At 50.8% G+C, this 24,471-nt stretch carries 23 protein-coding genes, 1 tRNA gene and 1 pseudogene; 11 read left to right on the top strand and 14 right to left on the bottom strand.

Annotated features, from left to right (window positions below):
• Window positions 1-18 precede the first annotated feature (18 nt).
• The gene (gene gloB / locus ACZ5R2_RS06245; RefSeq protein ID WP_464901477.1) at window positions 19-777 is read right to left on the bottom strand and encodes a hydroxyacylglutathione hydrolase; all 759 of its coding nucleotides are present in this window, start codon (window positions 775-777) and stop codon (window positions 19-21) included.
• A 30-nt stretch (window positions 778-807) separates the two neighbouring features.
• On the opposite strand from gloB, the gene ACZ5R2_RS06250 reads away from it, so the two are divergent.
• Window positions 808-1,548 carry a methyltransferase domain-containing protein gene (locus tag ACZ5R2_RS06250; RefSeq protein WP_464901478.1) on the top strand — a complete coding sequence of 247 codons (741 nt, stop codon included), beginning with the start codon at window positions 808-810 and terminating at the stop codon, window positions 1,546-1,548.
• Window positions 1,549-1,577: 29 nt separating this feature from the next.
• On the opposite strand, the gene rnhA is transcribed toward ACZ5R2_RS06250, so the two are convergent.
• Complete coding sequence (rnhA, locus tag ACZ5R2_RS06255) at window positions 1,578-2,039, bottom strand: ribonuclease HI (protein ID WP_464901479.1); 462 nt, start codon at window positions 2,037-2,039, stop codon at window positions 1,578-1,580.
• A gap of 91 nt (window positions 2,040-2,130) precedes the next feature.
• Here rnhA and dnaQ point away from each other — a divergent pair, with 91 nt between their 5' ends.
• Both dnaQ and ACZ5R2_RS06265 read left to right on the top strand, forming a co-directional pair.
• Window positions 2,131-2,883, top strand: a complete 753-nt coding sequence (dnaQ, locus tag ACZ5R2_RS06260; protein WP_464901480.1) for a DNA polymerase III subunit epsilon — start codon at window positions 2,131-2,133, stop codon at window positions 2,881-2,883.
• Window positions 2,884-2,891: 8 nt separating this feature from the next.
• Window positions 2,892-4,139 (top strand): TIGR03503 family protein, encoded by a 1,248-nt coding sequence (locus tag ACZ5R2_RS06265; RefSeq protein ID WP_464901481.1) that lies wholly within the window; start codon window positions 2,892-2,894, stop codon window positions 4,137-4,139.
• 82 nt (window positions 4,140-4,221) lie between these two features.
• Here ACZ5R2_RS06265 and fadE read toward each other — a convergent pair whose 3' ends face one another.
• Window positions 4,222-6,666 (bottom strand): acyl-CoA dehydrogenase FadE, encoded by a 2,445-nt coding sequence (fadE, locus tag ACZ5R2_RS06270; protein ID WP_464901482.1) that lies wholly within the window; start codon window positions 6,664-6,666, stop codon window positions 4,222-4,224.
• A gap of 297 nt (window positions 6,667-6,963) precedes the next feature.
• Between fadE and lpcA the strand changes: the two genes are divergently transcribed.
• Together lpcA and ACZ5R2_RS06280 are read left to right on the top strand one after the other, a co-directional pair.
• Window positions 6,964-7,542, top strand: coding sequence for a D-sedoheptulose 7-phosphate isomerase (gene lpcA / locus ACZ5R2_RS06275; RefSeq protein WP_464901483.1), 579 nt, complete (start codon window positions 6,964-6,966; stop codon window positions 7,540-7,542).
• 40 nt (window positions 7,543-7,582) lie between these two features.
• Entirely contained in the window at window positions 7,583-8,398 is an 816-nt protein-coding gene (locus ACZ5R2_RS06280) for a class II glutamine amidotransferase (protein ID WP_464901484.1), read from the top strand.
• Window positions 8,399-8,612: 214 nt separating this feature from the next.
• On the opposite strand, the gene purN is transcribed toward ACZ5R2_RS06280, so the two are convergent.
• Both purN and purM read right to left on the bottom strand, forming a co-directional pair.
• Window positions 8,613-9,251, bottom strand: a complete 639-nt coding sequence (purN, locus tag ACZ5R2_RS06285) for a phosphoribosylglycinamide formyltransferase (protein ID WP_464901485.1) — start codon at window positions 9,249-9,251, stop codon at window positions 8,613-8,615.
• Window positions 9,252-9,253: 2 nt separating this feature from the next.
• Complete coding sequence (gene purM / locus ACZ5R2_RS06290) at window positions 9,254-10,294, bottom strand: phosphoribosylformylglycinamidine cyclo-ligase (RefSeq protein WP_438458868.1); 1,041 nt, start codon at window positions 10,292-10,294, stop codon at window positions 9,254-9,256.
• Window positions 10,295-10,620: 326 nt separating this feature from the next.
• On the opposite strand from purM, the gene upp reads away from it, so the two are divergent.
• Window positions 10,621-11,247: a uracil phosphoribosyltransferase gene (upp, locus tag ACZ5R2_RS06295; RefSeq protein ID WP_464901486.1), complete on the top strand. Its 627-nt coding sequence runs from the start codon at window positions 10,621-10,623 to the stop codon at window positions 11,245-11,247.
• A gap of 62 nt (window positions 11,248-11,309) precedes the next feature.
• On the opposite strand, the gene rluF is transcribed toward upp, so the two are convergent.
• The 3 genes and pseudogenes from rluF to ACZ5R2_RS06310 form a co-directional block, all read right to left on the bottom strand.
• Window positions 11,310-12,365 (bottom strand): 23S rRNA pseudouridine(2604) synthase RluF, encoded by a 1,056-nt coding sequence (gene rluF / locus ACZ5R2_RS06300; protein WP_464901487.1) that lies wholly within the window; start codon window positions 12,363-12,365, stop codon window positions 11,310-11,312.
• 108 nt (window positions 12,366-12,473) lie between these two features.
• Window positions 12,474-13,055, bottom strand: coding sequence for a DNA endonuclease SmrA (gene smrA / locus ACZ5R2_RS06305; protein ID WP_464901488.1), 582 nt, complete (start codon window positions 13,053-13,055; stop codon window positions 12,474-12,476).
• Window positions 13,056-13,187: 132 nt separating this feature from the next.
• Window positions 13,188-13,327: pseudogene (locus ACZ5R2_RS06310) on the bottom strand (DUF3149 domain-containing protein).
• A 285-nt stretch (window positions 13,328-13,612) separates the two neighbouring features.
• On the opposite strand from ACZ5R2_RS06310, the gene ACZ5R2_RS06315 reads away from it, so the two are divergent.
• A tRNA-Pro gene (locus tag ACZ5R2_RS06315) sits at window positions 13,613-13,689 on the top strand.
• A 243-nt stretch (window positions 13,690-13,932) separates the two neighbouring features.
• Here ACZ5R2_RS06315 and ACZ5R2_RS06320 read toward each other — a convergent pair.
• The 3 genes from ACZ5R2_RS06320 to ACZ5R2_RS06330 form a co-directional block, all read right to left on the bottom strand.
• Window positions 13,933-14,814, bottom strand: a complete 882-nt coding sequence (locus ACZ5R2_RS06320) for a TraB/GumN family protein (RefSeq protein ID WP_464901489.1) — start codon at window positions 14,812-14,814, stop codon at window positions 13,933-13,935.
• A 75-nt stretch (window positions 14,815-14,889) separates the two neighbouring features.
• A complete protein-coding gene (locus ACZ5R2_RS06325) occupies window positions 14,890-15,333 on the bottom strand; it encodes a DUF411 domain-containing protein (protein ID WP_464901490.1) in 444 nt (147 codons plus the stop codon).
• Window positions 15,330-18,110 carry a heavy metal translocating P-type ATPase gene (locus tag ACZ5R2_RS06330; protein ID WP_464901491.1) on the bottom strand — a complete coding sequence of 927 codons (2,781 nt, stop codon included), beginning with the start codon at window positions 18,108-18,110 and terminating at the stop codon, window positions 15,330-15,332. The genes ACZ5R2_RS06325 and ACZ5R2_RS06330 overlap by 4 nt, the downstream gene beginning before the upstream one ends.
• Window positions 18,111-18,314: 204 nt before the next feature.
• Between ACZ5R2_RS06330 and gltX the strand changes: the two genes are divergently transcribed.
• Window positions 18,315-19,742 carry a glutamate--tRNA ligase gene (gene gltX, locus ACZ5R2_RS06335; protein WP_464901492.1) on the top strand — a complete coding sequence of 476 codons (1,428 nt, stop codon included), beginning with the start codon at window positions 18,315-18,317 and terminating at the stop codon, window positions 19,740-19,742.
• A gap of 357 nt (window positions 19,743-20,099) precedes the next feature.
• Entirely contained in the window at window positions 20,100-21,065 is a 966-nt protein-coding gene (locus tag ACZ5R2_RS06340) for an outer membrane beta-barrel protein (RefSeq protein WP_464901493.1), read from the top strand.
• Between the two features lie 101 nt (window positions 21,066-21,166).
• Here the strand turns inward: ACZ5R2_RS06340 and ACZ5R2_RS06345 are convergent, their stop codons facing one another.
• Window positions 21,167-22,297 carry a flagella assembly protein FlgT gene (locus tag ACZ5R2_RS06345; RefSeq protein WP_464901494.1) on the bottom strand — a complete coding sequence of 377 codons (1,131 nt, stop codon included), beginning with the start codon at window positions 22,295-22,297 and terminating at the stop codon, window positions 21,167-21,169.
• 188 nt (window positions 22,298-22,485) lie between these two features.
• Here ACZ5R2_RS06345 and ACZ5R2_RS06350 point away from each other — a divergent pair, with 188 nt between their 5' ends.
• Together ACZ5R2_RS06350 and flgP are read left to right on the top strand one after the other, a co-directional pair.
• A complete protein-coding gene (locus ACZ5R2_RS06350; protein WP_464901495.1) occupies window positions 22,486-23,121 on the top strand; it encodes a FlgO family outer membrane protein in 636 nt (211 codons plus the stop codon).
• A 45-nt stretch (window positions 23,122-23,166) separates the two neighbouring features.
• On the top strand, window positions 23,167-23,562 hold the full coding sequence (flgP, locus tag ACZ5R2_RS06355) for a flagellar assembly lipoprotein FlgP (RefSeq protein ID WP_464902320.1): 396 nt from the start codon (window positions 23,167-23,169) through the stop codon (window positions 23,560-23,562).
• 66 nt (window positions 23,563-23,628) lie between these two features.
• Here the strand turns inward: flgP and ACZ5R2_RS06360 are convergent, their stop codons facing one another.
• Together ACZ5R2_RS06360 and flgM are read right to left on the bottom strand one after the other, a co-directional pair.
• The gene (locus ACZ5R2_RS06360) at window positions 23,629-24,054 is read right to left on the bottom strand and encodes a flagella synthesis protein FlgN (protein ID WP_464901496.1); all 426 of its coding nucleotides are present in this window, start codon (window positions 24,052-24,054) and stop codon (window positions 23,629-23,631) included.
• 34 nt (window positions 24,055-24,088) lie between these two features.
• Window positions 24,089-24,400, bottom strand: a complete 312-nt coding sequence (gene flgM / locus ACZ5R2_RS06365) for a flagellar biosynthesis anti-sigma factor FlgM (protein ID WP_464901497.1) — start codon at window positions 24,398-24,400, stop codon at window positions 24,089-24,091.
• Window positions 24,401-24,471: the final 71 nt, after the last annotated feature.

A 24,471-nucleotide genomic window follows, 5' to 3' on the forward strand; every position in this document is an offset into this window, starting at 1 on the left:
TAGGCAAGTGAATGATTGTCAAAATTCATTTTTCCACTCACGAAGCGCGGTAAACACCGCCAGCGGCGTACTATTAGGTGTGCGGTTTATCACAGATTTTATCACATTGTCCTCTTCAAGACGCAGGAAGGGATTGATGCGTTTTTCTTGCTCTATGGTGCTTGGCAATGTTGGCCGCTCGAGTCCGCGTAGGCGAATAACCTCGTCACGATAGCTTAAAAGGTGTGGGTTCTCGGGCTCGACGGCGAGGGCAAAGGCGATGTTGCTCAATGTATACTCATGGGCACAGTAGACCTCGGTCTCACCCGGTAGTTGAGCAAGCTTGTCCAGAGATTGCCACATTTGCTCCATGGTGCCCTCAAACACGCGACCACAGCCGGCGGAAAACAGCACATCGCCGCAGAACAACTTGCCATCACCCACAACACCGATGTGGCCAGCGGTATGGCCTGCCAGGTCAAGTACCAAGAAGCGCTCGCCAAACAGCTCAAATTGGTCGCCGCCCTGCAAGGTCTGAGTAACGGTTGGGATTGGTTCATTGAGCGGGCCAAGAACATCAACATTCGGAAACTGACGTACTAGCTCAGCCACACCACCAATATGATCATGGTGGTGATGGGTAATCAGAATTACTTCAAGCTCGAGTTGATGTTTGGTGAGGTAATCGAGCACCGGCTTTGCATCACCGGGGTCAACCACCGCGCATCCACTTTGGCTATTTTGAATAAGCCAGATGTAATTGTCGCTAAATGCAGGTATGCTTTTGACATGTAACATAGTTGAGTCTCTAGATGACATGGGTTACGGATGAAGCCAGCACGCAGTAAAAAGGAACTGAAACAGCCCAACACTTGGGACGAACTCCAAAACGGCCGTTGGGTCTTCGAGTCAGTGCAGATCAGACTCGACGAATGGTGCCCAAAATTGTTTGGCTATCACTTACTTAAACTTGGTGGTCTCAGTAGTGAGCTTGCCAGTTGTCAGTGTAATATTCAACATCAAGTTACCCTTGATCGCGAAAATCCCCTGGCAAGTGTTATCGCCGATACTTTCGAGCTGCCCTTTATCGAAAAAAGCTTTGATGCAGTGATCTTAGCCCATCAACTCGACTTTTGTGATGACCCGCATCGCTTGCTGCGTGAGATAGACCGGGTGATGATGGATGACGGCTACCTAATTCTGACCGGTTTTAACCCGCTCAGTCTGGCAGGGGTCTCAAGCTTAATGCCGTGGCGTAAAAAAAATCTTCCCTGGAGCGGGCGCAGGTTCACGCCATCAAGGATTAAAGATTGGCTTGGGGTGCTGAATTATGAAGTGATTGAGTGCGACCGATACGCAGTGTTTCCCTATCAGTATCATCGACCGTTTTGGACTTGGCTGGAAAACAGCCTGGGGGATTGGTGCCGGCCAATTGGCAGCTTGTATTTCATCGTTGCCCGCAAGCGTACCTGTCCACTTAAGCCAATCAAACCTCATTGGCACCTGAAGCGGCGTTTATCGCCGCTGGTGAACTACTCCAAGGTCCGTTCAGACAAGTCTTCAACGTAGTCTATCGAGAGCGGTCGACACGAAAAAGTCTATGTCTGATAACCCGTGTCGATATCGGTTGGGCTTTCGGCAGCAGTGCGCGCTAGCTCATCACAGATCTCGTTCTCGCGATGGCCTGCGTGACCTTTTACCCATCGCCAGTCCACTTGATGTCGCTGGGTTTCTTTATCTAGAGCCTGCCAAAGGTCCGCGTTTTTGACCGGCTTTTTGTCAGCCGTCTTCCAGCCGCGCTTTTTCCAGTTGTGGATCCATTGAGTAATGCCTTGGCGTACGTATTGGCTATCGGTGGTCAAAATCACCTGGCACGGCTCTTTCAGAGTCTGCAAGGCCACCACCGCGGCCAGCATCTCCATGCGGTTATTCGTGGTGAGGGTGTAGCCTTTGGCAAGGTTTTTCTCGGTTTGCTTGTAGCGTAGGACGATGCCATATCCTCCAGGTCCCGGATTACCGAGGCAAGAGCCGTCTGTGAAAATTTCCACGAGTTTAGTCATGATTTGGTACTATAGTTGTCAGCGTTTATTAAGAGAGACTGGGTGGGGCGTCAAATGCCCTTTGTTTACATAGTCTGACACACAAATTGATATGAATACCAGCGACAATTCCACGACAAATTCCACCTCACATCGTATCGTGGTTCTCGATACCGAGACCACAGGTATGAACCGTGAGGGTGGTCCCCACTATGAGGGCCACCGTATTATTGAAATCGGTGCGGTTGAGATCATTAACCGCAAATTGACCGGACGTCACTTTCACGTCTACCTCAAGCCAGATCGAGAGATCCAACCGGATGCGATTGAGGTTCACGGTATTACCGATGAGTTCCTGCGTGACAAGCCGGACTATCACCAGATCCACCAAGAGTTTGTTGACTTTATCTCCGGTGCTGAGCTGGTGGCACACAACGCGCCCTTCGACGTCGGCTTTATGGATCACGAGTTCCGCCTGTTAAATCCAAGCAATCGCAGTACCGATGAGCTGTGCAAGGTTACCGATACGCTCGCGATGGCCAAACGCATGCCGAATATGCCGGCGCGCAAAAATCTCGACTCTTTGGCCAAGCATTACACCATAGATACATCAGCCCGTGTCCTGCACGGGGCATTGCTCGATGCGGAGATCTTGGCGGATGTGTACTTGGCCATGACGGGTGGTCAGACCGCACTGCAGTTTAACGCTGGTTCTAGCGAGGGGGCCGGTGGTGGTGAGGATATTCGTCGCGTTACGACTCGAAAAGCGCTAAAGGTTGTACGGGCTTCTGCCGATGAATTAGATGCTCACCAAGCTAGATTGGATCTGGTAGAAAAAGGTGGTGCGTGTCTTTGGCGTCAGTAGGAGAGAATATGAGAGCGGCTATTTTTGCCTTGATGGGTCTTTTTTTCAGCAGTTTAGGCCTGGCGAATCCAACCAGTTCGGTGTCCCTGCTGGATAACCGCTTTCGCGTCGATCCCTCGATTGAACAGATTACCTTTGTCGTTTATCGTGAGGCGCAGACCCAACCTGTGGTCTTGGTGCGCCCGGATGGTCGAAAATATTACGCCTGGAAGCAAGAGGACGGCGTGCGTTGGCACAAAGAGTCCGCGATGGATATTGTCTCAATTGACAACCCAATGCCAGGGCCTTGGCAGGCAGTGGGCAAGGTCTCGCAACAGAACAAAGTTCTGCTGATCTCTGAGCTTGCGCTTGAAGCGGATGTCTTGCCCGCGCGACTGTATCAGGGTGAAGAGATTAAATTCACCGCTCAGCTGACGTCCAATGGTGAGCCTGTCACTGAGCGTGACTTTTTAGATCGTGTGAACCTGAGGGTGACGTTTACTCGCTATGTTGAGAATGAACAAAGCCTAGACAATCTCGCCAAGCCGCTGCCAGAAGTGATTGGTGAGTTTGCGGATGATGGACAGGGGCTAGATGAAGTCGCGGGTGATGGGCGCTTTACGGTTGCACTGCCTATTACCCCAGAGCCGGGCAAGTATCGCGCGCGAATTACCTCGGGCAATGGTGTGTTCTTGCGCGCGATAGAGCAAGAGGTATTGGTTTATCCAAGTCCCGTTGAGATGATGCTGCAGCAATCCCGTAGTAATGAACAACCACACCGCGTGATCATTGATGGTGAGAATGGAATGGTCGAGCGAGGGTCGTTGGCGGTTAAGGTTGAACACCTCGATCCCGATGAAAACCTTAGTCACTTCTCTGCTACCGCTACGGAGGATGTTGCACACCTCGACCTAGATATCCCCAACCTTGGCGCTATCGGCACCTACCAATGGCGTGCTGATATTTTTGCCACTGATATGGCCACCAAACGTCCGTTGACGTTCCGCTTTGCACCCCGTAATTACTCAATCATTGAGGGTATCAATCTTGATGAAATGCGCCGAGTACAAGATGCGGAATTAGAAGCTCAGCAAAAGTTGCGTCAGCAGCAACTGGTGTTGGACACTCGCGCTAAGGCCCGCCAGCGTGCAATGATCTGGGTGATGTTCGGCAATGTGGCTGTGATAGGATTAGGCTTGATGGTTTGGCTAGTGTCCCGTCGCTATCAGGCAAGGCGCCGCTTAAATGAAGCGATGGAGATCGAACTGCCCAACTGATATTAAGTCAGGCGATGAGCCAAGCTTGGCTATCAATGTAGTAGCCAAGCTTGTTGGGCTAATAAACACTATCCTATCGCCATCACGCGACATCAATCAGACGTCGCGAACGCACTCCCGTCGCCAGTACCTGCGGATCAAACTCATCGACATTGATGGTCTCAAGGCGAGCAGCCTCAGCCTCACGCAGCAGCTGTGCCTCTTCCTGGTTGAGTATGCCATCCTTCAATCCCAGCTCAGCGACAAGGTCCAAGCCGATGAAAGCTCTGCGCTCGTTACGCGATTTACACACTTTATTAAATAGCGGCTCAGCTTTTAGGATCAGCATCAGCGCGGCGTTGACTTTCCCTGCCGGGTTATCCGCGCTCGGGTCTAGGTACTGATAACGACCAAGTCGCTCGCGGGTTTGATTCGGGTGCTGGAGGAGGTGAGCCACCTTATGTTCAAGTCGATCGCTTGGTGGGCGGCGCACTCGGCCAAATGGGAGTAGTATCGGGCGCAGCAGCCGGCCAAATAGTGGAGTTGGCAAGTTAGCCAGCAACTTATCAATGGCAATTTCAATTTGGTGTAGGCTATCTTGGATACCCCAAGCGAGCAGTGGCAGGTCCGCCTCTGGTCTACCCTCCATATCAAAGCGTTTCAAGCTGGCTGAGCACAGGTACAGTTGACTGAGGATATCGCCAAGCCGTGCGGAGACACGCTCTTTGCGCTTTAACGAGCCACCCAAGGTAAGCATCGCGATGTCTGAGAGCAGAGCAAGATTGGCACTGTAGCGATTGAGTTGCTGATAGTAGCGCTGGGTACGATCAGAAAATGGCGCTTCGGAGCCACGACCATCGATAAGGCTTAGCCAAAAGCTGCGCACGAGATTACTCAGCGCAAAGCCCACATGCCCCATTAACGCAGCGTCAAACTTAGCCAATGCATCCTCGGCTTGACTGTGCGCTGCGGCCATTTCATCGAGTAGGTAAGGATGGCAACGAATTGCACCTTGACCATAGATGATCATTGAACGGGTGAGAATGTTCGCCCCTTCGACGGTGACACTGATGGGGGCCCCTTGATAACCGCGCGCGAGAAAGTTCGCCGGGCCAAGACAAATCCCCTTACCGCCCGCGATGTCCATTGCATCAATAGCGCCTTGCTGGCTACGGTGTGTACAGTGATACTTAACAATGGCCGATACCACTGAGGGCTTTTGCCCAAGGTCAATCCCAGCAACGGTCAGTGTTCCCGCTGCATCCATCATATAGGCATTACCAGCTAGGCGTGCCAGTGGTGCTTCAATCCCCTCTAGGTGACCAATGGGCTGCTTAAACTGACGACGGATACGGGCGTAGGCACCGGTGGCAATTGCGGCGATCTTGATCGCACCGGTAGTGGTCGAGGGCAGGGTGATACCGCGACCCACTGATAAGCATTCCACTAGCATTCGCCAGCCTTGGCCGGCCATTTTCGGCCCGCCGATAATAAAGTCGAGCGGGACAAACAGATCATTGGCGCGCGTTGGCCCGTTTTGAAATGGAATGTTGAGTGGAAAATGACGCTGACCGATCTCGACGCCATCAAGGTTGGTTGGGATCAACGCGCAAGTAATCCCGAGTTCGACTTGGTCGCCAAGCAAGCCATCAGGGTCACGCAGTTTAAAGGCCAAGCCTAATACGGTCGCGATCGGGGCAAGCGTAATATAGCGCTTGTTCCACGTTAGTCGCATGCCAAGTACCTCTCTGCCCTGCCACTCGCCATGACAGACAATGCCGTAATCTGGGATTGAGCCAGCATCGGAACCGGCTTCTGGGCTGGTCAACGCAAAGCAGGGGATCTCCTGGCCGGTTGCAAGCCTCGGTAAGTAGTGGTCCTTCTGCTCTTGGGTGCCATAATGTTGCAGCAACTCCCCTGGGCCGAGGGAGTTGGGCACGCCAACGGTCGAGGCTAACACGGCCGATACGCCGCTGAGCTTTTGCAAGACCAAAGATTGTGCGTAGGCTGAAAACTCTAACCCTCCGTATTGTTTTTTGATGATCATGGCAAAGAACTTATGTTCTTTGAGGTATTGCCAAACCTCCGGGGGTAAATCGGCCAGTTCATGGGTGACTTCAAAGTCGTTGACCATGGCGCAGACTTTATGCACAGGGCCCGCTAAAAAGGCTTGCTCCTCTTGAGTCAGCTTTGGCGTTGGGATGGCTTGGAGTTGAGACCAGTCAGGTTTGCCTCGAAATAACTGTGACTCCCACCAGACAGTGCCAGCATCGAGGGCTTCTTTTTCGGTCTGTGACATTGGAGGTTGCACCTGGCGAAAAAACGCTAGGGCTTTGCGCGAACCAAGCTGCCAGCGCAGGGGGGGAAGCAAGGCAAGTGCCACCAAGACAAGATAGAGCCACCAACTAACGGCACCCAGTGAGCCAACAAGCGTCATAAGCAACATCGCGATGCTTGTCAGCGCAATCGTTTTGTTTAGAGATAGGCGGTGGTAGAGCGCCGTGGCGAGGGTGATGAGGACAACAATGATTGAGAGTATCACAAGCATACGGTTTCCTTACTCAGGCCAAGTGAGTCATTTGTCGGTAGTTGCTGGTCTTACCAGTAACTATAGTAAACATTCTATTAACATTCTCATCAAGGATGAATAGGTTGAAAAGTGATCGCACTTTGTTTTTGCTGCAAGGCTAGGGCGACAAGAAAGTTTGAAAAATACTCGCTAAGCCACGAAGTAGTGAAGAATTTGCTGTTTCTTTCACCGCGGCTATCGACACGACCATTTGAATGGGTAAACTCGAAATACAAGCCAAGATGGCCAATACAAATAACCAGCAAGAGATGCCCTATGTACCAAGACTTAATCAAAAGTGAGTTGACTGAAGCTGCTGATGTCCTCAACCAGTTCCTCGATGACGAGCACAACATTGCTCAGATTGAGGCTGCAGCGAAGATGATTGCCGATGCATTTAAGCAAGATGGTAAAGTATTGTCTTGCGGTAATGGGGGCTCGCACTGTGATGCGATGCACTTTGCCGAAGAGCTGACGGGCCGTTACCGTGAAAATCGTCCAGGTTATGCGGGTATTGCGATCTCTGATCCGAGCCACCTCTCATGTGTGAGTAACGATTTTGGCTACGATTACGTGTTTTCTCGTTATGTCGAAGCTGTAGGTCGCCGGGGTGATGTACTGTTTGGTCTATCAACCTCTGGCAACTCAGCAAATGTGTTGAAAGCCATTGAGGCGGCAAAAGCCAAGGGGATGAAGACGATTGCTTTAACCGGTAAAGATGGTGGTGCAATGGCGGGCTTAGCAGACATTGAGATCCGTGTACCGCACTTTGGCTACGCTGATCGTATTCAAGAGATCCACATCAAAATTATTCATATCGTGATTCAATTGATCGAAAAAGAGATGGCGGCGTAAGCGAGAAAGCGCCCACAAGCATTAGGAGTTGTAGGAAAAAATGTGTGAATTGCTCGGGATGAGCGCCAATGTGCCAACGGATATCTGTTTTAGTTTTACTGGTTTGATGCAGCGGGGAGGCAATACTGGTCCGCATCGTGATGGCTGGGGGATTACCTTTTACGAGGGTAAGGGCTTTCGTACTTTCAAAGACCCCAAGCCAAGCAGTCAGTCGAAGATTGCTGAGTTGGTACAAAATTACCCAATTAAGAGCTGCGCGGTGATCAGCCATATTCGTCAGGCCAACCGTGGTGGCGTCAAGCTAGAGAACACCCACCCGTTTACTCGTGAGCTTTGGGGACACTACTGGACGTTTGCTCACAATGGTCAACTGAGCGACTATCAGCACTTGGATACGGGCCGTCACCGTGCTGTGGGTCAAACCGACAGTGAGCTGGCTTTTTGTTGGCTGCTCAATCAGATGGAACAGCGTTTCCCTGAGCCACCACAGAGCATGGAAGAGGTGTTTCGTTATCTCGCCACCTGTTGTGGGCCGCTTCGCGACCTCGGTGTGTTCAACATGCTGCTATCAAACGGCGAATACCTAATGACCTTCTGCACCAACCACCTCTATTGGATCACCAGGCGCGCCCCGTTTGGTAAGGCCTCACTGATTGATGAAGAGGTGACGATCAATTTCCAAGAAGAAACCACACCCAATGATGTGGTGTCTGTGATTGCGACCCAGCCATTGACCGACGACGAACAGTGGCAGCGCATGAAGCCAGGCGAGTTCGGTTTGTTCCATTTTGGCGAGCTGGTTGATAGTAATAGCGCGGATTTAGTTGATGTAGAGTTTGCCGCTGCAAAGCCCTAAGAGCAGAAGCGAGAGTCGAGAATCGAGAGGCGAGGTGTCGCGCGTGATAAATTACTCGCTATCCAAAGCGTACTGTACTCGCTTTTCGAATCTCAAAATGATTGGTCAATATTGTAAGGATGTAACAATATAGGGGGCAGTGTTGTAGTGCTTCAGCGCCCACCCCCTCGATTCTCGCAGCGAAGCGATCTCGCCTCTCCCCCGACAGGGGGTATCAGTCAGCAGCGTAGCCGTGAATGCCCAGTTGCTCGCCATCGAGGAAGGCCTTACCTTGGCGCATTTCCAGGCGGTCCTCTACAAACCACTTAGCGACCATAGGGTAGATCTTGTGCTCTTGGGTTTGGACTCGCTCGGTAAGCGTGGCAACGGTGTCTTCATCGAAGATAGGCACCTTGGCCTGCAAGATCACCGGGCCGCCATCGAGCTGCTCTGTGACAAAATGGACACTGGTGCCGTGCTCTTCATCACCGGCGTGAATAGCACGCTGGTAGGTATTGAGTCCCGGGTATTTAGGCAGTAGCGAAGGATGGATATTGATCATGCGACCTAGATAGTGGCGAACAAACTCGCCACTTAGAATCCGCATGTAGCCAGCCAAGATCACCAGATCCGGCTTGTACTCATCGATTTGACGCATCAACTCGGTATCGAATCCGTCGCGAGTCTCAAAGGCATCAGGGTCGAGAAAGTTGGCAGCCGCGGCGGCTGCCTTTGCTCTATCTAGGGCATAAGCTGTTGCTTTGTTTGAAAAAACAGCGGTAACTTTGCCATCATTAATGTTGGTCTTGCAGGCATCAATAATCGCTTGCAAGTTAGAACCATTCCCTGAAACTAAAACAACAATACTTTTCATGCCTAGTTGATCTCGACTTGCTCTTCACCTTCTTGTGCAGAAGCAATCTCACCGATAACCCAAGCGTTTTCGCCTTCCGCTTTGAGCAGTTCAACGGCTGCATCGGCTTGGTCTTTCGGTAGCGCAACAATTAGACCCACACCACAGTTGAATGTGCGGTACATTTCGTGTGTCTCAACGTTGCCTTTTTCTTGTAGCCATTTGAAGATTGCAGGCCACTCCCAGCTGTTGCCGTCAACCACAGCTTTAGTGCCTTGTGGAAGTACGCGCGGGATATTTTCCCAGAAGCCGCCACCTGTGATGTGTGAGATAGCATGGATATCGTGCTGCTCAATCATCTTTAGTGCCGACTTAATGTAGATTTTGGTTGGTTCTAGTAGGTGCTCACCAATGGTGCGACCTTCTAGCATCTCACCTTTATCTGCGCCAGATACTTCCAGTACCTTACGGATCAGTGAGTAACCGTTAGAGTGTGGACCGCTAGAGCCAACGGCGATCAGTGCATCACCAGCAGCGACTTTTGAGCCATCAATAACCTGTGATTTTTCAACCACGCCAACACAGAAGCCAGCGACATCGTAGTCATCACCTTCGTACATGCCAGGCATTTCTGCGGTTTCACCACCGATTAGTGAACAGCCCGCTTGGATACAGCCATCAGCGATACCTGTGACTACGTCTGCTGCGGTATCAACATCCAGTTTGCCCGTTGCGTAGTAATCTAGGAAGAATAGTGGCTCGGCACCTTGAACGATAAGATCGTTCACACACATTGCTACCAAGTCGATACCAATCGTGTCGTGCTTGTTTAGATCAAGTGCTAGACGAAGCTTTGTGCCTACGCCGTCAGTACCCGATACCAAAACAGGCTCTTTGTATTTGGTTGGAAGCTCACAAAGAGCACCAAAGCCGCCAATGCCGCCCATGACTTCAGGACGACGAGTACGTTTTACCGCACCTTTAATACGATCAACTAATGCGTTACCCGCATCGATGTCTACACCAGCGTCTTTGTAGCTAAGAGATGTGTTATTACCACTCACGGAGAAATCCTCGGTAGTTAGTTGGATGTGAAAACGGCGCTATTCTAACAGCGCTTAAACCTAAAGAGCAAACGTTTGCGCAAAGTTTTTTCCACCCATGGCATGATTGCAAAAAAGTCGACAATTCGCTTGTCAAAACGAAGTGAAGAAGAGGTTACTGCTCAGTGATCGATAGGTAGGAGAGTGTCAATATCAAGCGCAATGACTTGCTTTGTCGCGGCTTTGAAACGAGTCGCTGCTGTTATGGCTAAAGTGCTTAATTCCTGCCCTTTTTTGCTGAAATCGGGTTATAATCTCAGGGTTTACCCAATTAGTCGGAGAAGAAAATGAAAGTTGTTGAAGTTAAGCACCCTCTTGTTAAACATAAAGTTGGTTTGATGCGTGAGGGGGACATCAGCACAAAGCGTTTTCGTGAGTTAGCCACTGAGGTTGGTAGCCTTCTGACCTATGAAGCAACTGCCGATTTTGAGACTGAAAAGGTCACTATTGACGGTTGGAGTGGCCCGGTAGAAGTTGAGCAGATCAAGGGTAAGAAAGTCACTGTTGTGCCTATCCTGCGTGCTGGTCTTGGTATGATGGATGGTGTCCTTGAGCATATGCCAAGCGCACGTATCAGCGTGGTGGGTATCTATCGTGACGAAGAGACGCTTGAACCCGTGCCTTACTTTAACAAGCTAGCGTCACACATCAATGAGCGTATCGCGCTAGTGGTCGACCCAATGCTCGCGACGGGTGGCTCGATGATCGCGACCATCGACCTACTGAAAGAAAAAGGCTGTAAGCACATCAAAGTGCTGGTTCTGGTCGCGGCGCCTGAAGGGATTGCTGCGCTTGAGAAAGCCCACCCAGAGGTTGAGCTATATACAGCAGCCATTGATGAGAAACTGAATGACAAGGGCTATATTGTTCCTGGTCTTGGCGATGCGGGTGATAAGATCTTCGGTACGAAGTAAAACCTATCGCACATTCCCTTGGGTGAAGAAAAAGGAGCCGTTTGGCTCCTTTTTTCATTCGATTACTTTTTAAGGCTAAGTGTACCTGGGCGACGTGACTTGGATGGCTTGCTAGCGCTGCTATCACTTGGTTTATAGTAGGTTTTGCCCTTGCTTACACCATGACTGTTGCCAGCCGAGCTGTCTTGGCGCTTGCGATTGCCCTCATTAGAGCCATGGCGACCACGCTTTGAATTAGGAGCATGACGAAACTCTTCAGCATTGCGGCCTTTAAAGGTACGCGGCTTTTGGTTACGACGCGCTTTCGACTCCTGATTTTCTTCTCTGCTGTCATACAGCTTAGCATCAGTCGCACGACGAATGCGTTTACCCTTACCATCGACCTTCGAGGCCTCTTCAGTGCCAACCGAGCCTTCGCACATTGCAAGGATCTGCGCGACCTCTTGCTCGCTCATATAGCGCCATTGGCCATTGGGGATCCCATCAAGACTGATGTTCATAATACGCACGCGGCGAAGCTTAAACACTTCATAGCCGAGTGCCTCACACATACGGCGGATCTGACGGTTCAGACCTTGAGTGAGCACAATACGGAATGAGTATTTAGTCTCTTTGGTCACGGTGCAGGGTAGGGTAACGGTATCTAGGATCTCAACGCCAGAGGACATTTTGTCGATAAACGCTTGGGTGATCGGCTTATCGACACGTACCACGTACTCTTTCTCGTGGTTGTTGCCCGCACGTAGGATCTTATTGACGATATCACCATCATTAGTCAGGAAAATAAGACCATCGGAGGGTTTATCCAAGCGACCGATAGGAAAAATACGCTGATTTAAACCAACAAAGTCGACAATGTTACCCGGGACATCACGCTCGGTGGTACAGGTAATCCCGGTTGGCTTATTAAGGGCGATGTAGATCGGGCGCTGTTTGCTGCGCACGGGTTTACCATCAATACAGATATCATCGCCAGGGAGCACCTTGGTGCCGACCTCCGGCCTTGCACCATTGATGGTGACCCGACCTTGCTCGATCAGTTTGTCAGCTTCACGACGAGAGCAAAAGCCCGTCTCGCTGATGTATTTGTTCAGACGCTTGGCGTTATCTTGTGACATGTTGTTGCTCCTAACGTTTCACAACGGCGGTGTTAGAGGGGCCACTCTGGTTGAGAGCGACCCAGCTCAGAAAAATTGAGGGGCGAGAGTTTACCATCTGCGAGGCTCTTAACCTAACCGTTTTTGGTGACGCTCACGATTTTCAGTTTTCTTGTCTGCACTTTTACGCAACAACACATAAACCGCGCCAGTACCACCATGAAAGCGCTGAGTACTGTGGACACATTGAACATCTTTGATTTGTGTTAGCCAACTCGCGACATAGCTTTTCATCAGAGCTGGTGGGTTGGAGCGCTCACCGCGTCCGTGAACGATAATCACGGTGCGTATGTCCATCCGAATGCACTGTTTAAGAAACTTAACCACTTCATCGCGACCTTCTTTAAGCGTACGACGATGCAGGTCTAGACGCGCTTGGATTGGATATTTGCCCAGACGCAGTTTGCGGAACACGCCCTCTTGGACGCCATCACGCTTAAACTCAATAATGTCCTCAGGTTTAAGCATTGGGGCATGATCAAGCGACAAATACTCAGGGTCTTGTTCTGTAAGCCATTGTGCAGCCTCACGCTTGGCCAATTGGGCATCGGTAACTTGCACGGTCTTTTTGTGTTCGGCGGTATCGTGGTGAATGGGTTTGACGTCGCCCATCATCTGCTGAAAAAGCAGGAGATCATCATCGTGACTCATAGCTGATAATCCATTTAGAATTCGTTTACTCGAGTATACGAAATGCGAGCCAGAATGATAATAAAAACCGGATTAGATACAAGATCTAATCCGGTGCTATGCGGTATTCAGGGTGAATGTTGGCAAAGCAACTTAGTGAGGAGATTTGTCGTTCAAAAGCTTGTAGAAAAAGAAACCACCGTAAAAGAGCATCAAACTGAAGGCGGCGAATAAACCTACATGAAAGTAAGTCCTATCGCGTTGCCAAACAGCAAGTCAAGCCATATTTCCAGCAAGCCACAGTTGCATGTTTCTCTCTCCAAGTAGCGAAGACAGGAGTAAGTTATCGCTTTGAGTGGAATGTGTGGATGATCTAGATCAATTGTTAATAGAGTGTGTATTGTCAATGTGGTGCAATGCGGGTCGAATCACATTTTGTTGCTTTTGTAACCAGTTGAGCGTTGGGGGCTATTTTTTTATGCGAAAGGACTTGCGCTCGCTAAGAAACTCAGTATTATACGCATCCATCCGGTGAGGCGACAACGTCACATAAGCTAACCTCACAAGCGGATATATCTCGGTGAATAGCGCAGTTTGGTAGCGCATCTGGTTTGGGACCAGAGGGTCGGGGGTTCGAATCCCTCTTCACCGACCACTTACAGAAACCCTGCGCATGCCGCAGGGTTTCGTCGTTTCTCGCCTCTAAAAACTGGCTCTAGGGTGCGGGTTACACTGCGTTCCGAGGATCTGCGCTGATAGTTTTCGACCTTCGCTGACCCTTTAAGGCGCTCAAAGCGCGTGAAGATCAATCTCGCTTCTCGACTCCCGCCTCTCGATTCTAAAAAAACACTCGCTCCCCGTAGGGCGATAGCCCGTACTCGAACCTCGCCCCCCTTTTTTAAAGAAAGTTACAAGCAGCAACGTCACTCGTTGAGCTTTGTTCGATACTAAATCCACGTTTTTCGAGTAGTTCACGGACATTATTTTTGCCGATTAGGTGGAGGCTGCCTACGACGACGACATAGCTGCCGGCTTGGATGGGTTGGGATTGGCCTTCAAGTGGGGTGCGTTGGTCGAGGATGTCTGCCCAGGCTTGATTGCGCTGGTGGATAAAGGCCTGCTCTAGCTCTGGCGACATGTCTGAGAGCTTGGCGAAGGTATCAAGCTGCTGCTCATCACCTTGTTGCCAGCTTTTTAATAGACAATCGGTGATCTGCTCTATATGCGGGTATTCATCGAGTAGAGAAATCAGCATTTCGGCGCCGCCGTTTGGCTGGCCGCTTATCAGGTTGATTTGAAATTGTAACGATTCTAAAGCGTAGATGGGGATCTTGCGCTCAATGGCTTGCTGCATAAAGTGCAGGTCAACGCCGTATTCTGGCTGGTAGCCAAGTTGGTTGAGCTGGTGCATTTGCAGATTCATTGCCACACTCCAAGGGGGCTGCATGATCAGTTGTTCGAAGTTGCTGCCACTGGTTTGAGCAATGCCTTTTAGCTCTTTGAGCTGCGCTTGGCTGAGGTGGTCCCTGGTTTTGTCTGTGGTGCGAGGGTAGCTCACTCCTTGACTGTCTAAGGTATTAGTTTCAATGATAAGGCCGTCGGCTTTCGACAGTTTGTCGATAAGCGCAGTAGGTAGCGGGTACATGGAGGGCTTCCCTACGTGTACTGAGCCAACTAAGGTATAACTGAGGTCGCCTTTGGTTGCTTGCCAGTAGAGGGGCTCGGCACAAGCGAAACCGGTGATAAACAGCAGCAGTGCCGTGAGTTGTTGCTTTAACATGGATCCTAGCCTTTTGATAATTATGCCATCATGGGGGAATCAACGACGTTCCCCCGATTGCCCAATTATAGGCCGCTACTGATTACCTTCATAGCGATTGTATTCAGTCATATTGCCTTGTTGGTCAAACATGTAGACCACGTAGTCATGCTTAATGCCGTTGTGCTCCATGCCTGGCGAGCCAAGTGGCATGCCGGGGACGGCCAAGCCCCTCGCACCCTTTGGCGGGTTAGCGAGAAACGCTTGTATATCCGCTGCTGGTACATGGCCTTCGAACACAAAGCCATCGATTTCGGCGGTATGGCAGGAGGCAATATTGGGTTGGATGCCGAGTGATTGCTTAATAGTGAGCATGTTGTCATGCAGTTGCTCCTCGACGGTAAAGCCATTGGCTTGCATGTGCTTGCTCCAGTCACCACAACAGCCACAGTGTGGTGACTTATGATTGGTCACGCTACTCGCCAGCGCACTACTTGAGAGCAGGACTAGGGTCAGCACAGTCATTGGGTATAGCGTCATGGTGTCATCTCCTTGCGACTGACAGGGGGTGAAAAATGGCGTAGCCGGTTGGCATTGGTGACGACAGTGATCGACGAGAGCGCCATTGCTGTCCCAGCTACTACGGGACTGAGCAGGATGCCAAAGAAGGGATAAAGGATCCCGGCGGCCACAGGAATACCTAATGTATTATAGACAAACGCGCCAAACAGGTTCTGCTTCATATTACGCAAGGTTGCCCTCGCTATCGCTATGGTGGTGACCACACTCTCGGGATTACTATTGAGCAGTGTCACCTGGGCACTCTCCATAGCGACATCACTTCCGGTCGCCATAGCGATACCCACATCGGCAGTCGCCAGCGCGGGGCCGTCGTTGATCCCATCGCCGATCATGGCCACTTTGCTTCCTTGCTGCTTGAGCGCTTCGATATGGGCGGCTTTTTGCTCAGGGAGAACCTCGGCGACGACATGATCGATTGATAGGCGTTGGGCAATATCTTGTGCCACCGCTTGGTTATCTCCGGTTAACAGTACAGTGTTAATCCCAGCCGCTCTCAGCGCAGCAATGGTGGCCGCTGATTGAGGCTTAAGTGGATCAGAGAGACATATCAGGGCAATCGCTTGTTGCTCCCTTGTAATCACAATCGCGGTTTGAGCACGATGCATGGCTTGGTTAAGCTGTGGCTTGAGGATCTCTAGATCGACCTCAAGTTCACTGGCTGCCTTTGGCGATAGCGCGCGGTAGAGATCTCCTTGGTAGTAACCACTCACCCCTTTACCGCGTTGATTGTCAAACTCACTGATTGCCTGGGCCTGAATACCTTGCTCGGCGATGTGGGTGACAATCGCTTTAGCGATAGGGTGCTCGGAATGTGACTCGAGTGATGCGATAGCAGTGAGCGTATCGGCTTCATCATTGACTAGCAATGACACCGACTCGACCTTTGGTCGTCCCTCGGTTAACGTGCCTGTTTTGTCGAAAACGACGGTATTAACTTGGCTGGCTTGCTGCAGGGCATCGGCATCCTTAATCAAGATGCCATGTTCAGAGGCTTTGCCGATACCGACTGTCACCGAGAGTGGCGTGGCTAACCCTAAAGCGCACGGGCAAGCGATGATCAGAACCGAGGTGACAACGACTAAGGTGTAGCTCCATTGCGGGGTGGGACCTGCTAATAACCAAATCGCTCCGGCCAACAACGCAATTGCGACCACTACAGGGACAAAGACTGCTGAGATGCTGTCGGCTAACCTTGCTAGCTGTGGTTTACTGCTTTGCGCCTGACGTACCAGGTCAATGATTTGCGCTAGCTTAGTCTCACTGCCAATCGAGGTGGCGACGATCTCTAAACTGCCGTCTTGGTTAACGGTCCCTGCCGAGACTTTATCACCTGACTCTTTATGAACAGGGTAGGGCTCGCCAGTCAGCATGGACTCATCGACGTAAGAAGTGCCAACATCAACGTCTCCATCAACTGGGAACTGCTCGCCTGGCTTGACTCGTAGGCGCATACCAGCGGTAACCTTCTCAATAGCGATCGACTGCTCACGATTATCGACGACAAGGGTAGCCGTTTTGGCTTGTAGGCTGAGTAAGGCATTGAGTGAGGCGCGGGTTTTGACTTTAGCTCTGGCCTCAATGTAGTGACCAAGGGAGATAAGACCAATGATCATCGCAGTGGCTTCGAAATAGACATGGCGCGCCGCATTAGGAAAGAGCTGTGGTGTAAGCACGACCAACATCGAGAATAGCCAGGCACTGCCTGTGCCAAGGGCAACCAAGGTATCCATTGTTGCACGACGATGGCGAAGGCCTGCCCAAGCACCAGTAAAAAAGTGTTTGCCAGCGCTGCATAGTAGCCATAAACACATCAGGCCAATCGCTCCCCACAGCCATTGATCTTGGCTATTGCGGATCATCATATTACCCCCAAGCACACCCCACAGCATTAGGGGAGCGCCAACGGCAAGTCCTTCAATCGCGCTGCGTTTATGCTGGCGAACTTGGCTTTCGACGAGGTCGTCGAGCGATTGAGCTGCGTGGGAGTCGAGTATGTTTGCCTGATAACCCGCCCTGTTTACGCTATCAACCAGCAGTTGCAGATCACCTTTTGGTGTTAGCCAAACTTGGGCCGATTGCTCTGCCAGATTAACCTGCGCCTTTTCTACGCCGTCAACACTGAGCAGCGCTTGCTCTACAGAGCGCACGCAACTGGCACAGGTCATCCCGCCAATAAGCAAATTAGTAGGGACAGCACTCGCTGGTGCGATATCTCCAGGTATAGGGTTTTCACTCACGCTGGCATTCGATAGCGTGTCACACGATTTTGAGGGCTGTGATAACGATGGCTCATTCGGATCCAGAGACTCAGTCTCGACTTTGGTCTCTGAACTCACTTCAAACGGGTGTGCCGAATAACCACAATCCACGACGATGGCAATGATATCTTCGATAGGGAGTGCAGAAACGAGCGTCAACTCTGTGGTTGATACCTCGATTTGAGCATGTGCCGGGCTCTCTTCCAGCACGGACTTGAGTTTGGCGACGCAGCGGCCGCAGTTAAGACCGCTGAGGCTAAGGTGGTGCTGATAACCCAGTTGCGCATGGGTATGTGGCGCAATGGCGTTGAGCAACTGGCTAAGGGTATGTACGGTGGCAATCTCTAGTTGCTCGCGGTTTAGCTGGAGTATCTCGGTATTATCCAATGTAGCTAAACCAGTGCGAATCTTGTTCACACACCCCTGACAACGCGCCCCTTGAATTGGCATTTGATACTGCGCCGTGTGCTCTTGCATGCTTCCCTACCTTGTGTGGGTCAAACTGAACTTCCTTGATGGTAAACCTTACCTCAAGGGCAAGGTCAAACCCTAAATTCAACTTTTTACTTTGCAAAGCACTAAGGTCACGTTGTCGAGGCTATTGTCTGAGTGCTAGAATACGCGGCAAAGTTTGGCTGAAGCTAAATTCATGGCGAAGTCTATAAAAAAGGTAACTAAATCATGACGGTTAAAACTCGTTTTGCTCCTAGCCCTACCGGCTACCTTCACGTCGGTGGTGCGCGCACCGCACTTTACTCTTGGTTGTATGCAAAAAACCAAGGTGGTGAATTCGTTCTTCGTATCGAGGATACTGATTTAGAGCGTAACTCTCAGGAAGCGGTAGACGCGATCCTTGAAGGTATGCAGTGGATGGGTCTTGAGTGGAACGAAGGTCCTTACTTCCAATCTAAGCGCTTTGACCGTTATAACGAGATGGTTGACAAGTTGCTTGCTGAGGACAAAGCGTACCACTGCTACGCATCAAAAGAGCTGCTTGACGAGATCCGTGCAGAGCAAGAAGCCGCAAAAGAGATGCCACGCTATGACGCGAATCACCCGAAGGTTGTCGCGGCAAATGCAGCAGCGAAAGACGGCGACCCATGTGTTGTGCGCTTCCGTAACCCGAAACAGGGCAGCGTAGTTTTTGATGACCAGATCCGTGGCCGCATTGAGATTGGCAACGACCAACTGGATGACCTGATCATTCGCCGTACCGATGGCTCACCGACCTACAACTTTGTGGTGGTTGTGGACGACTGGGATATGGGTATTACCCATGTTGTGCGTGGTGAAGACCACATCAATAACACCCCACGTCAGATCAACATCTATGAAGCGCTGGGCGCACCCGTACCGACATTTGCTCACTGTGCAATGATCCTGGGTGATGATGGTGCGAAACTATCAAAGCGTCATGGCGCTGTATCGGTGATGCAATACCGCGATGAGGGCTACTTGCCAAACGCGCTAAACAACTACCTAGTTCGTCTAGGTTGGTCTCACGGTGACCAAGAGATCTTCTCTCAAGAAGAGATGATTAACCTATTCACCCTAGATGCGATCTCAAAATCAGCTTCGGCATTCAACACTGAAAAGCTATTGTGGCTGAACAACCATTACATCAAGACATCAGCGCCTGAGTACGTTGCTGAGCATCTGCAGTGGCACCTAGACAAACAAAACCTCAACATTGAAAACGGCCCAGCGATCACTGAGGTGATCACGCTAGTAGGCGAACGTTGCAACACCTTGGTCGAGCTGGCTGAGCAGATCCGCTACTTCTACGAAGACTTTGCTGAGTTTGAAGCAGGCGCTGCGAAGAAACACCTACGCGGTGTGGCTAAAGCACCACTTGAGTTGGCACTTGCTAAGGTTGAGGCACTGACTGAGTGGACGACTGAGGCGATTAAGCAAGACGTGATTGCTAGCGTATGTGAAGAGCTTGAGATTGGCATGGGTAAGATCGGCATGCCACTGCGTGTCGCGGTGACTGGTGGCGGTCAATCACCATCGGTAGATGCAGTGATGGCGCTTATCGGCAAAGAGCGCGTGACGGCGCGCATTAAGATGGCACTGGCTTTTATCGCCGAGCGCGAAGCCAATGCGTAATCTTTCCCTCCGGGAATAAGAAAAGCCGCAGCCTTTCGCTGCGGTTTTTTTATTCCCGGAGGGAAGAGGCGAGATCGCGCTGTTGCGAGAGGCGAGAAGCGAGGCTTTGCTTGCTTTGCGTTGGTCGTAATACTCAAAGCATGCCGAGAGCTATCAGCGCGGATCCTCGTAACGAAGTGTCCCCGAACCCCGCCCCTCGGAACGCAGTGTACCCGCTCTAAAGTCTCGGTTTTGAGGCACCTTGGCTGTAACGCCCTAGTTTTACAGGAGAAATAATTGCTGAAAACCAGCAAGTCAAAAACCACGTTCTATACTTCCAATGAAGCCTGTTTCATACAACAAAGAAGGAAGTAGATAATGAAGAAGATTGCAGTGGCCATTTCCGCAGCGGTGTTGCTCTCATCGCAGCCAGCATTGGCGGAGTTCTACCTTGGCGCAAAAGCGGGTAAATCATGGCTGGATGATGCTTGCCTATCAAGCACACCAAATTGTGACGATGAGGCCAATCACTTTGGGGTATTTGTCGGTTACGACTTCCTTGACTACCTCGGCGTAGAGTTTGGTTACGATAACCTTGGCGATCACACAACAACGCCTGCGGGTCTGAATGACGATCTTGTTGCCGCATGGACACTCGCACCAAAGCTTTCTTACCCCATTAACCACCTATTTGGAGTCTATGCCAAGCTTGGTGGGGCGTATGTCGAGTACGGTGATGAAAATGACTGGTCTTATCTTGCAGCGGCTGGGGTAGAAATGAAACCTCATGAGAAGATCGCGGTGCGTCTTGAGTATCAAACACTCACAGACATAAATAACGATATCGTGCGTGCCAAAGGCAACAGTGCCACACTCGGTGTGCTGTATAAGTTTGGCGCATCCGAGCCAGCCATGGTGGCGGAGCCTGTACCGGAACAACTACCGGAGCCGGTACCTGAGCCACAGGTTCAAACCATGAAGTATCAGACCACAAAACTGGGTGAAGAGACTTTCGCCTTAAACAGCGCTGAACTTACACTTCAGGCACAAGCTGACCTTGATAAATTAGCGGCGTTTCTGACCCAGTACCCTCAGGCGCAGGTTGAGCTGGTAGGTCACACTGACAGTTCAGGCGCTGCAGATTACAACCAGCAGCTCTCTGAAAAACGTGCCAATGCCGTTGCCGATGCTTTGGTAGAGCGTGGCATTGCTGAAGATCGCATTACCGCTTATGGCGTCGGAGAATCCGATCTCGAATACGATGAAAGCACTCCAGAGGGGCGCAGTAAAAACCGCTTTGTTGAGATCATCGTCCCTGAGTTTGAGTATGAGGTTGAACAATAATCATTTCCCTTTCGGGAAGAGGCGAGAAGCGAGATCGCTACGCTGCGAGAGACGAGGGTCTGACCACGCGTGTTATTCCTCTCGTTTCTCGCCTCTCGATTCTAGTTCTTATGCATAACATCCCCAATCTGAATCGCACCGGCTAGATCGGGCTGGTCAATTGTGACCTCGGCTTCTTGTTCATAGACGCGATTTACTGTGGCCGTAATATCACTCTTGCTGACCTTATTGCGTGGCAGGCCGTTTTGATCGATGAATGAGCTGGTATGCCATAGCTGAAGTTTATCGCCGCGCTCGACACCGTGCACACGGCCGAGGTCGATAGTGAGGCTATGGCCGAATTTGGCGATGACCTGCGGCAGGGTGATCTTACAGGCGAACTCCGACTCGAGGTCAAGCATGATATTGCGGCTCAGACGCAGCAGCATATCGCCATAGGTAGACGCCCAAAAGCGAGCACTAGTAGTATCGACTTGGCTGGTTCGGGCGAATGGCCAACGTGCGACTTGGCGGTAGTTGCGATTAAAAATTTCATGCCCGGTCTTGCCATCAAAGACTTGCATTTCAAACGCGAACTGGCGATTGGTCAGATCATCTTGTCGACGCTGCTCTTCGACGGTTGCCGTCAAGTCGGTGATGGCTCCGGTGATAATATAGTGAGCGCCGGTGTCCTCGGCGATCATCTGGGTTCGCTGTGGAAAAGCACGTCCCAACTCATAGGGCGTGGTGCCGAGTGAGACAAAGCTTGCCGACTCATGTTGTAACTGACGGCTGAGTACGTCCGAGAAGTCTTCGCCAAGTTGGTAAACCTGGCCCATCACCGCTTGCTGGCGATTGTTAATGTCAAAATGGCTGACTAAAAAGGATTTTTTGTATTGGTCCTGACGGCAACTGGTTGCCGTAGGATAGATATCAATCTTTGCTTTGACGCGCATTATGCCGCCTGACACGCGCTGTTGCTCGACCACGATCTCACGCACCTCATGGCCAGAAAAATGGTACTGCTTACGATTGCTTTCCAAAAGGGGGGCCAGGTTACTGATGGCTCCAATATCTCCGCCGGCAAAGCTAATCGCATGATAGAGCGCGTCCTCAAGCGCTTCGACCTTCGCGATATCATTGGTAGAGGTGACCGTCGCGCTCCCGGTGACCTCAAACCAGGCAGCAAATACTGGATGAGTGAAGGCCCATAGGCACAGTAAGGAAAGCAATGTAGTAAAGTTCTTTTTCATGGCAACTTCTTTTGTTGGTATAGAATTTGCTTTTGCTATTGCAGAGAGTTCATCAGCAGCGGCATTAACATTAAGCAGTGGCGTTAGTAAAGCAAAGAGCGTTCCAGCTTTTTAGCTGATGATATCCAAGCGACCGTCTTGGTTGTACCTTGAGGTTACTTGGGTATAAAGAACAGGAGAGAAGAGAGATGAAAAATTGGTTGTTGCTAGCGCCAGCGGTCCTTTTGACAGCATGTGCCTACGCACCGATTTATAACGGTAAAGAGCCATACACTGGCTCACAATTTATGTTGATGGACAGCCCACGTCATACCTTGGACTTCTTTATTGAGGCGATGACGGAAGACCTAGTGCAATCGAACACCAGCGTAACTGCTCGCACGCCATTGGCGGTCACATCCTTTGTTGACCTGCAGGATATGGACACCACTAACTGGTTGGGTAATTCAGTTTCTGAGGGCTTTATCCACCAATTCCAGCGCCGTGGATTCAAGATCGTTGATTTTAAGACCACAGGTAATATCCAAGTCACCAACCAGGGCGACTTTGCCGTTAGTCGTGATTGGAAAGATCTTGCCCACGAGCAAGAGGTGAAATATGTGCTGACCGGCACCATGCTCAGGCAGGAGGGTGGGGTGATCGTCAACGCACGCGTTGTCGGGATGCAGTCTCGCATTGTGGTGGCCTCTGCACAGGCGTTTTTACCCGCTGACCGAATTGGGCGAGATCTCGATACCCTACAGTCGATTCGTAGTCAGGATGGTGTGTTAATCCGTTCTGATCCGACGATGAACCAACCTTATACTGTCATTTTGAGACCCTAGGAGAGTGTGGTGCGCAGATTACTGATAGTTTTAGTTGCGATTTTAATGGTTGGTTGTCAGCCATTGACTCCCATGTACGACGATAGTTACCTGACGGCCGTCGGTTATGCCAGCATCAGCGAGCAATCAGGCAGTGAGGTCGAAGAGAGGCAGGTACGAGCGATGCGCGCATCCAAGATTGACGCTTATCGTGAGCTTGCTGAGCAGGTCTACGGGTTGCGCGTTAGTGCTCGAGCGAGTTTGACGGACCAGAAACTTGGTACCGAAACCACATCAGGTTATGTCGATGGGGTGATCCGTGGGGCAGAAGTGGTACGCAGTTATAAGGTTGGGGACAGCTATGTGACGGAGTTGCGCCTCGATGTCGAAAAAATGGATATGCTGCGTAGCTATGGCGAAGTACAAAAAGTACCAGAGCAAAGAGCACAAACGTTATTTTAATCTTCTTCTCAAACAAAAACGGCGCCTATCACCAGGATGAGCGCCGTTTTCTATTCGATTCTCTACCTAGGCCTTAAGGCTAGTACCAAGCGTGGACAGCGTGTGGGTATGCCCCTCGGCATTGTAGGTCATTCCAACCTTACCTTGGCTTTTTTGCATCAAATTATTCAGGCGGTTGTAGCTCAGTTGGGCTCGGTCAAGCGCTTGGCCATTTAGGCTATTCTCTTGTTGGCAGACCGCCATGGTTTGATTGATCTGAGCAACTAAGCCAATAAGGTTTCCATCCTGCTTGAGCGTTGCGACGTCCGGGTGTTTTGCGATCCGCTCATCGGTCAGTTTGATCTGTTCAATTAGGGTGAGCTTGCCCTTTGCCAAGCGCTCTATGTCAGCGGCAATACGTGAAGAGATCGCGCTGCGTTCATCAACCAACAACGCTTTGAGGTCATTGGCATTTTTTATCTGAAATTCAACCAAGCTGATCAGTGAGGCCATAGCAGTCTAACTTACTGATTCCACGAGTCGGTGGTTAGAACCCACCAAGCTCCTGTTCAAATTTAATCATATTGTCGGCCAGTTTTTCAGGGTCGACGGTGTATGAGCCATTGGCAATCGCTTCTTTAATCGCAGCCACTTTGGCACTATCAAAGCTTGGTGATGACGCCATCTGCGAGTGCATTGCGCCAATATCTTTACCCTGCTGACTGAGTGACACGGAGTCCTGGTTGCTACTGCGCGCAGTGGTGTTTTGTGTTGAGGCTGTAGACGAGTCAGAGCGCTGCGCACCACGAGTGGTGGACGTCATGGTGTGACCCGTGCGGATGTTATCGATACCTGCCATATCAGAGCCTTATATAAATGGAAACCTATCTACCCACGGCTATCGGCGCGAGCGAGCGAAACTTTAGCAAT

The sequence above is a fragment of the Vibrio sabulosilitoris genome, from assembly GCF_055391395.1.

Coding starts and splice junctions, on each gene's coding strand:
- gloB (WP_464901477.1), bottom strand. CDS start 777: ATGTTACATGTCAAAAGCATACCTGCATTTAGCGACAATTACATCTGG.
- ACZ5R2_RS06250 (WP_464901478.1), top strand. CDS start 808: ATGAAGCCAGCACGCAGTAAAAAGGAACTGAAACAGCCCAACACTTGG.
- rnhA (WP_464901479.1), bottom strand. CDS start 2,039: ATGACTAAACTCGTGGAAATTTTCACAGACGGCTCTTGCCTCGGTAAT.
- dnaQ (WP_464901480.1), top strand. CDS start 2,131: ATGAATACCAGCGACAATTCCACGACAAATTCCACCTCACATCGTATC.
- ACZ5R2_RS06265 (WP_464901481.1), top strand. CDS start 2,892: ATGAGAGCGGCTATTTTTGCCTTGATGGGTCTTTTTTTCAGCAGTTTA.
- fadE (WP_464901482.1), bottom strand. CDS start 6,666: ATGCTTGTGATACTCTCAATCATTGTTGTCCTCATCACCCTCGCCACG.
- lpcA (WP_464901483.1), top strand. CDS start 6,964: ATGTACCAAGACTTAATCAAAAGTGAGTTGACTGAAGCTGCTGATGTC.
- ACZ5R2_RS06280 (WP_464901484.1), top strand. CDS start 7,583: ATGTGTGAATTGCTCGGGATGAGCGCCAATGTGCCAACGGATATCTGT.
- purN (WP_464901485.1), bottom strand. CDS start 9,251: ATGAAAAGTATTGTTGTTTTAGTTTCAGGGAATGGTTCTAACTTGCAA.
- upp (WP_464901486.1), top strand. CDS start 10,621: ATGAAAGTTGTTGAAGTTAAGCACCCTCTTGTTAAACATAAAGTTGGT.
- rluF (WP_464901487.1), bottom strand. CDS start 12,365: ATGTCACAAGATAACGCCAAGCGTCTGAACAAATACATCAGCGAGACG.
- smrA (WP_464901488.1), bottom strand. CDS start 13,055: ATGAGTCACGATGATGATCTCCTGCTTTTTCAGCAGATGATGGGCGAC.
- ACZ5R2_RS06320 (WP_464901489.1), bottom strand. CDS start 14,814: ATGTTAAAGCAACAACTCACGGCACTGCTGCTGTTTATCACCGGTTTC.
- ACZ5R2_RS06325 (WP_464901490.1), bottom strand. CDS start 15,333: ATGACGCTATACCCAATGACTGTGCTGACCCTAGTCCTGCTCTCAAGT.
- ACZ5R2_RS06330 (WP_464901491.1), bottom strand. CDS start 18,110: ATGCAAGAGCACACGGCGCAGTATCAAATGCCAATTCAAGGGGCGCGT.
- gltX (WP_464901492.1), top strand. CDS start 18,315: ATGACGGTTAAAACTCGTTTTGCTCCTAGCCCTACCGGCTACCTTCAC.
- ACZ5R2_RS06340 (WP_464901493.1), top strand. CDS start 20,100: ATGAAGAAGATTGCAGTGGCCATTTCCGCAGCGGTGTTGCTCTCATCG.
- ACZ5R2_RS06345 (WP_464901494.1), bottom strand. CDS start 22,297: ATGAAAAAGAACTTTACTACATTGCTTTCCTTACTGTGCCTATGGGCC.
- ACZ5R2_RS06350 (WP_464901495.1), top strand. CDS start 22,486: ATGAAAAATTGGTTGTTGCTAGCGCCAGCGGTCCTTTTGACAGCATGT.
- flgP (WP_464902320.1), top strand. CDS start 23,167: ATGGTTGGTTGTCAGCCATTGACTCCCATGTACGACGATAGTTACCTG.
- ACZ5R2_RS06360 (WP_464901496.1), bottom strand. CDS start 24,054: ATGGCCTCACTGATCAGCTTGGTTGAATTTCAGATAAAAAATGCCAAT.
- flgM (WP_464901497.1), bottom strand. CDS start 24,400: ATGGCAGGTATCGATAACATCCGCACGGGTCACACCATGACGTCCACC.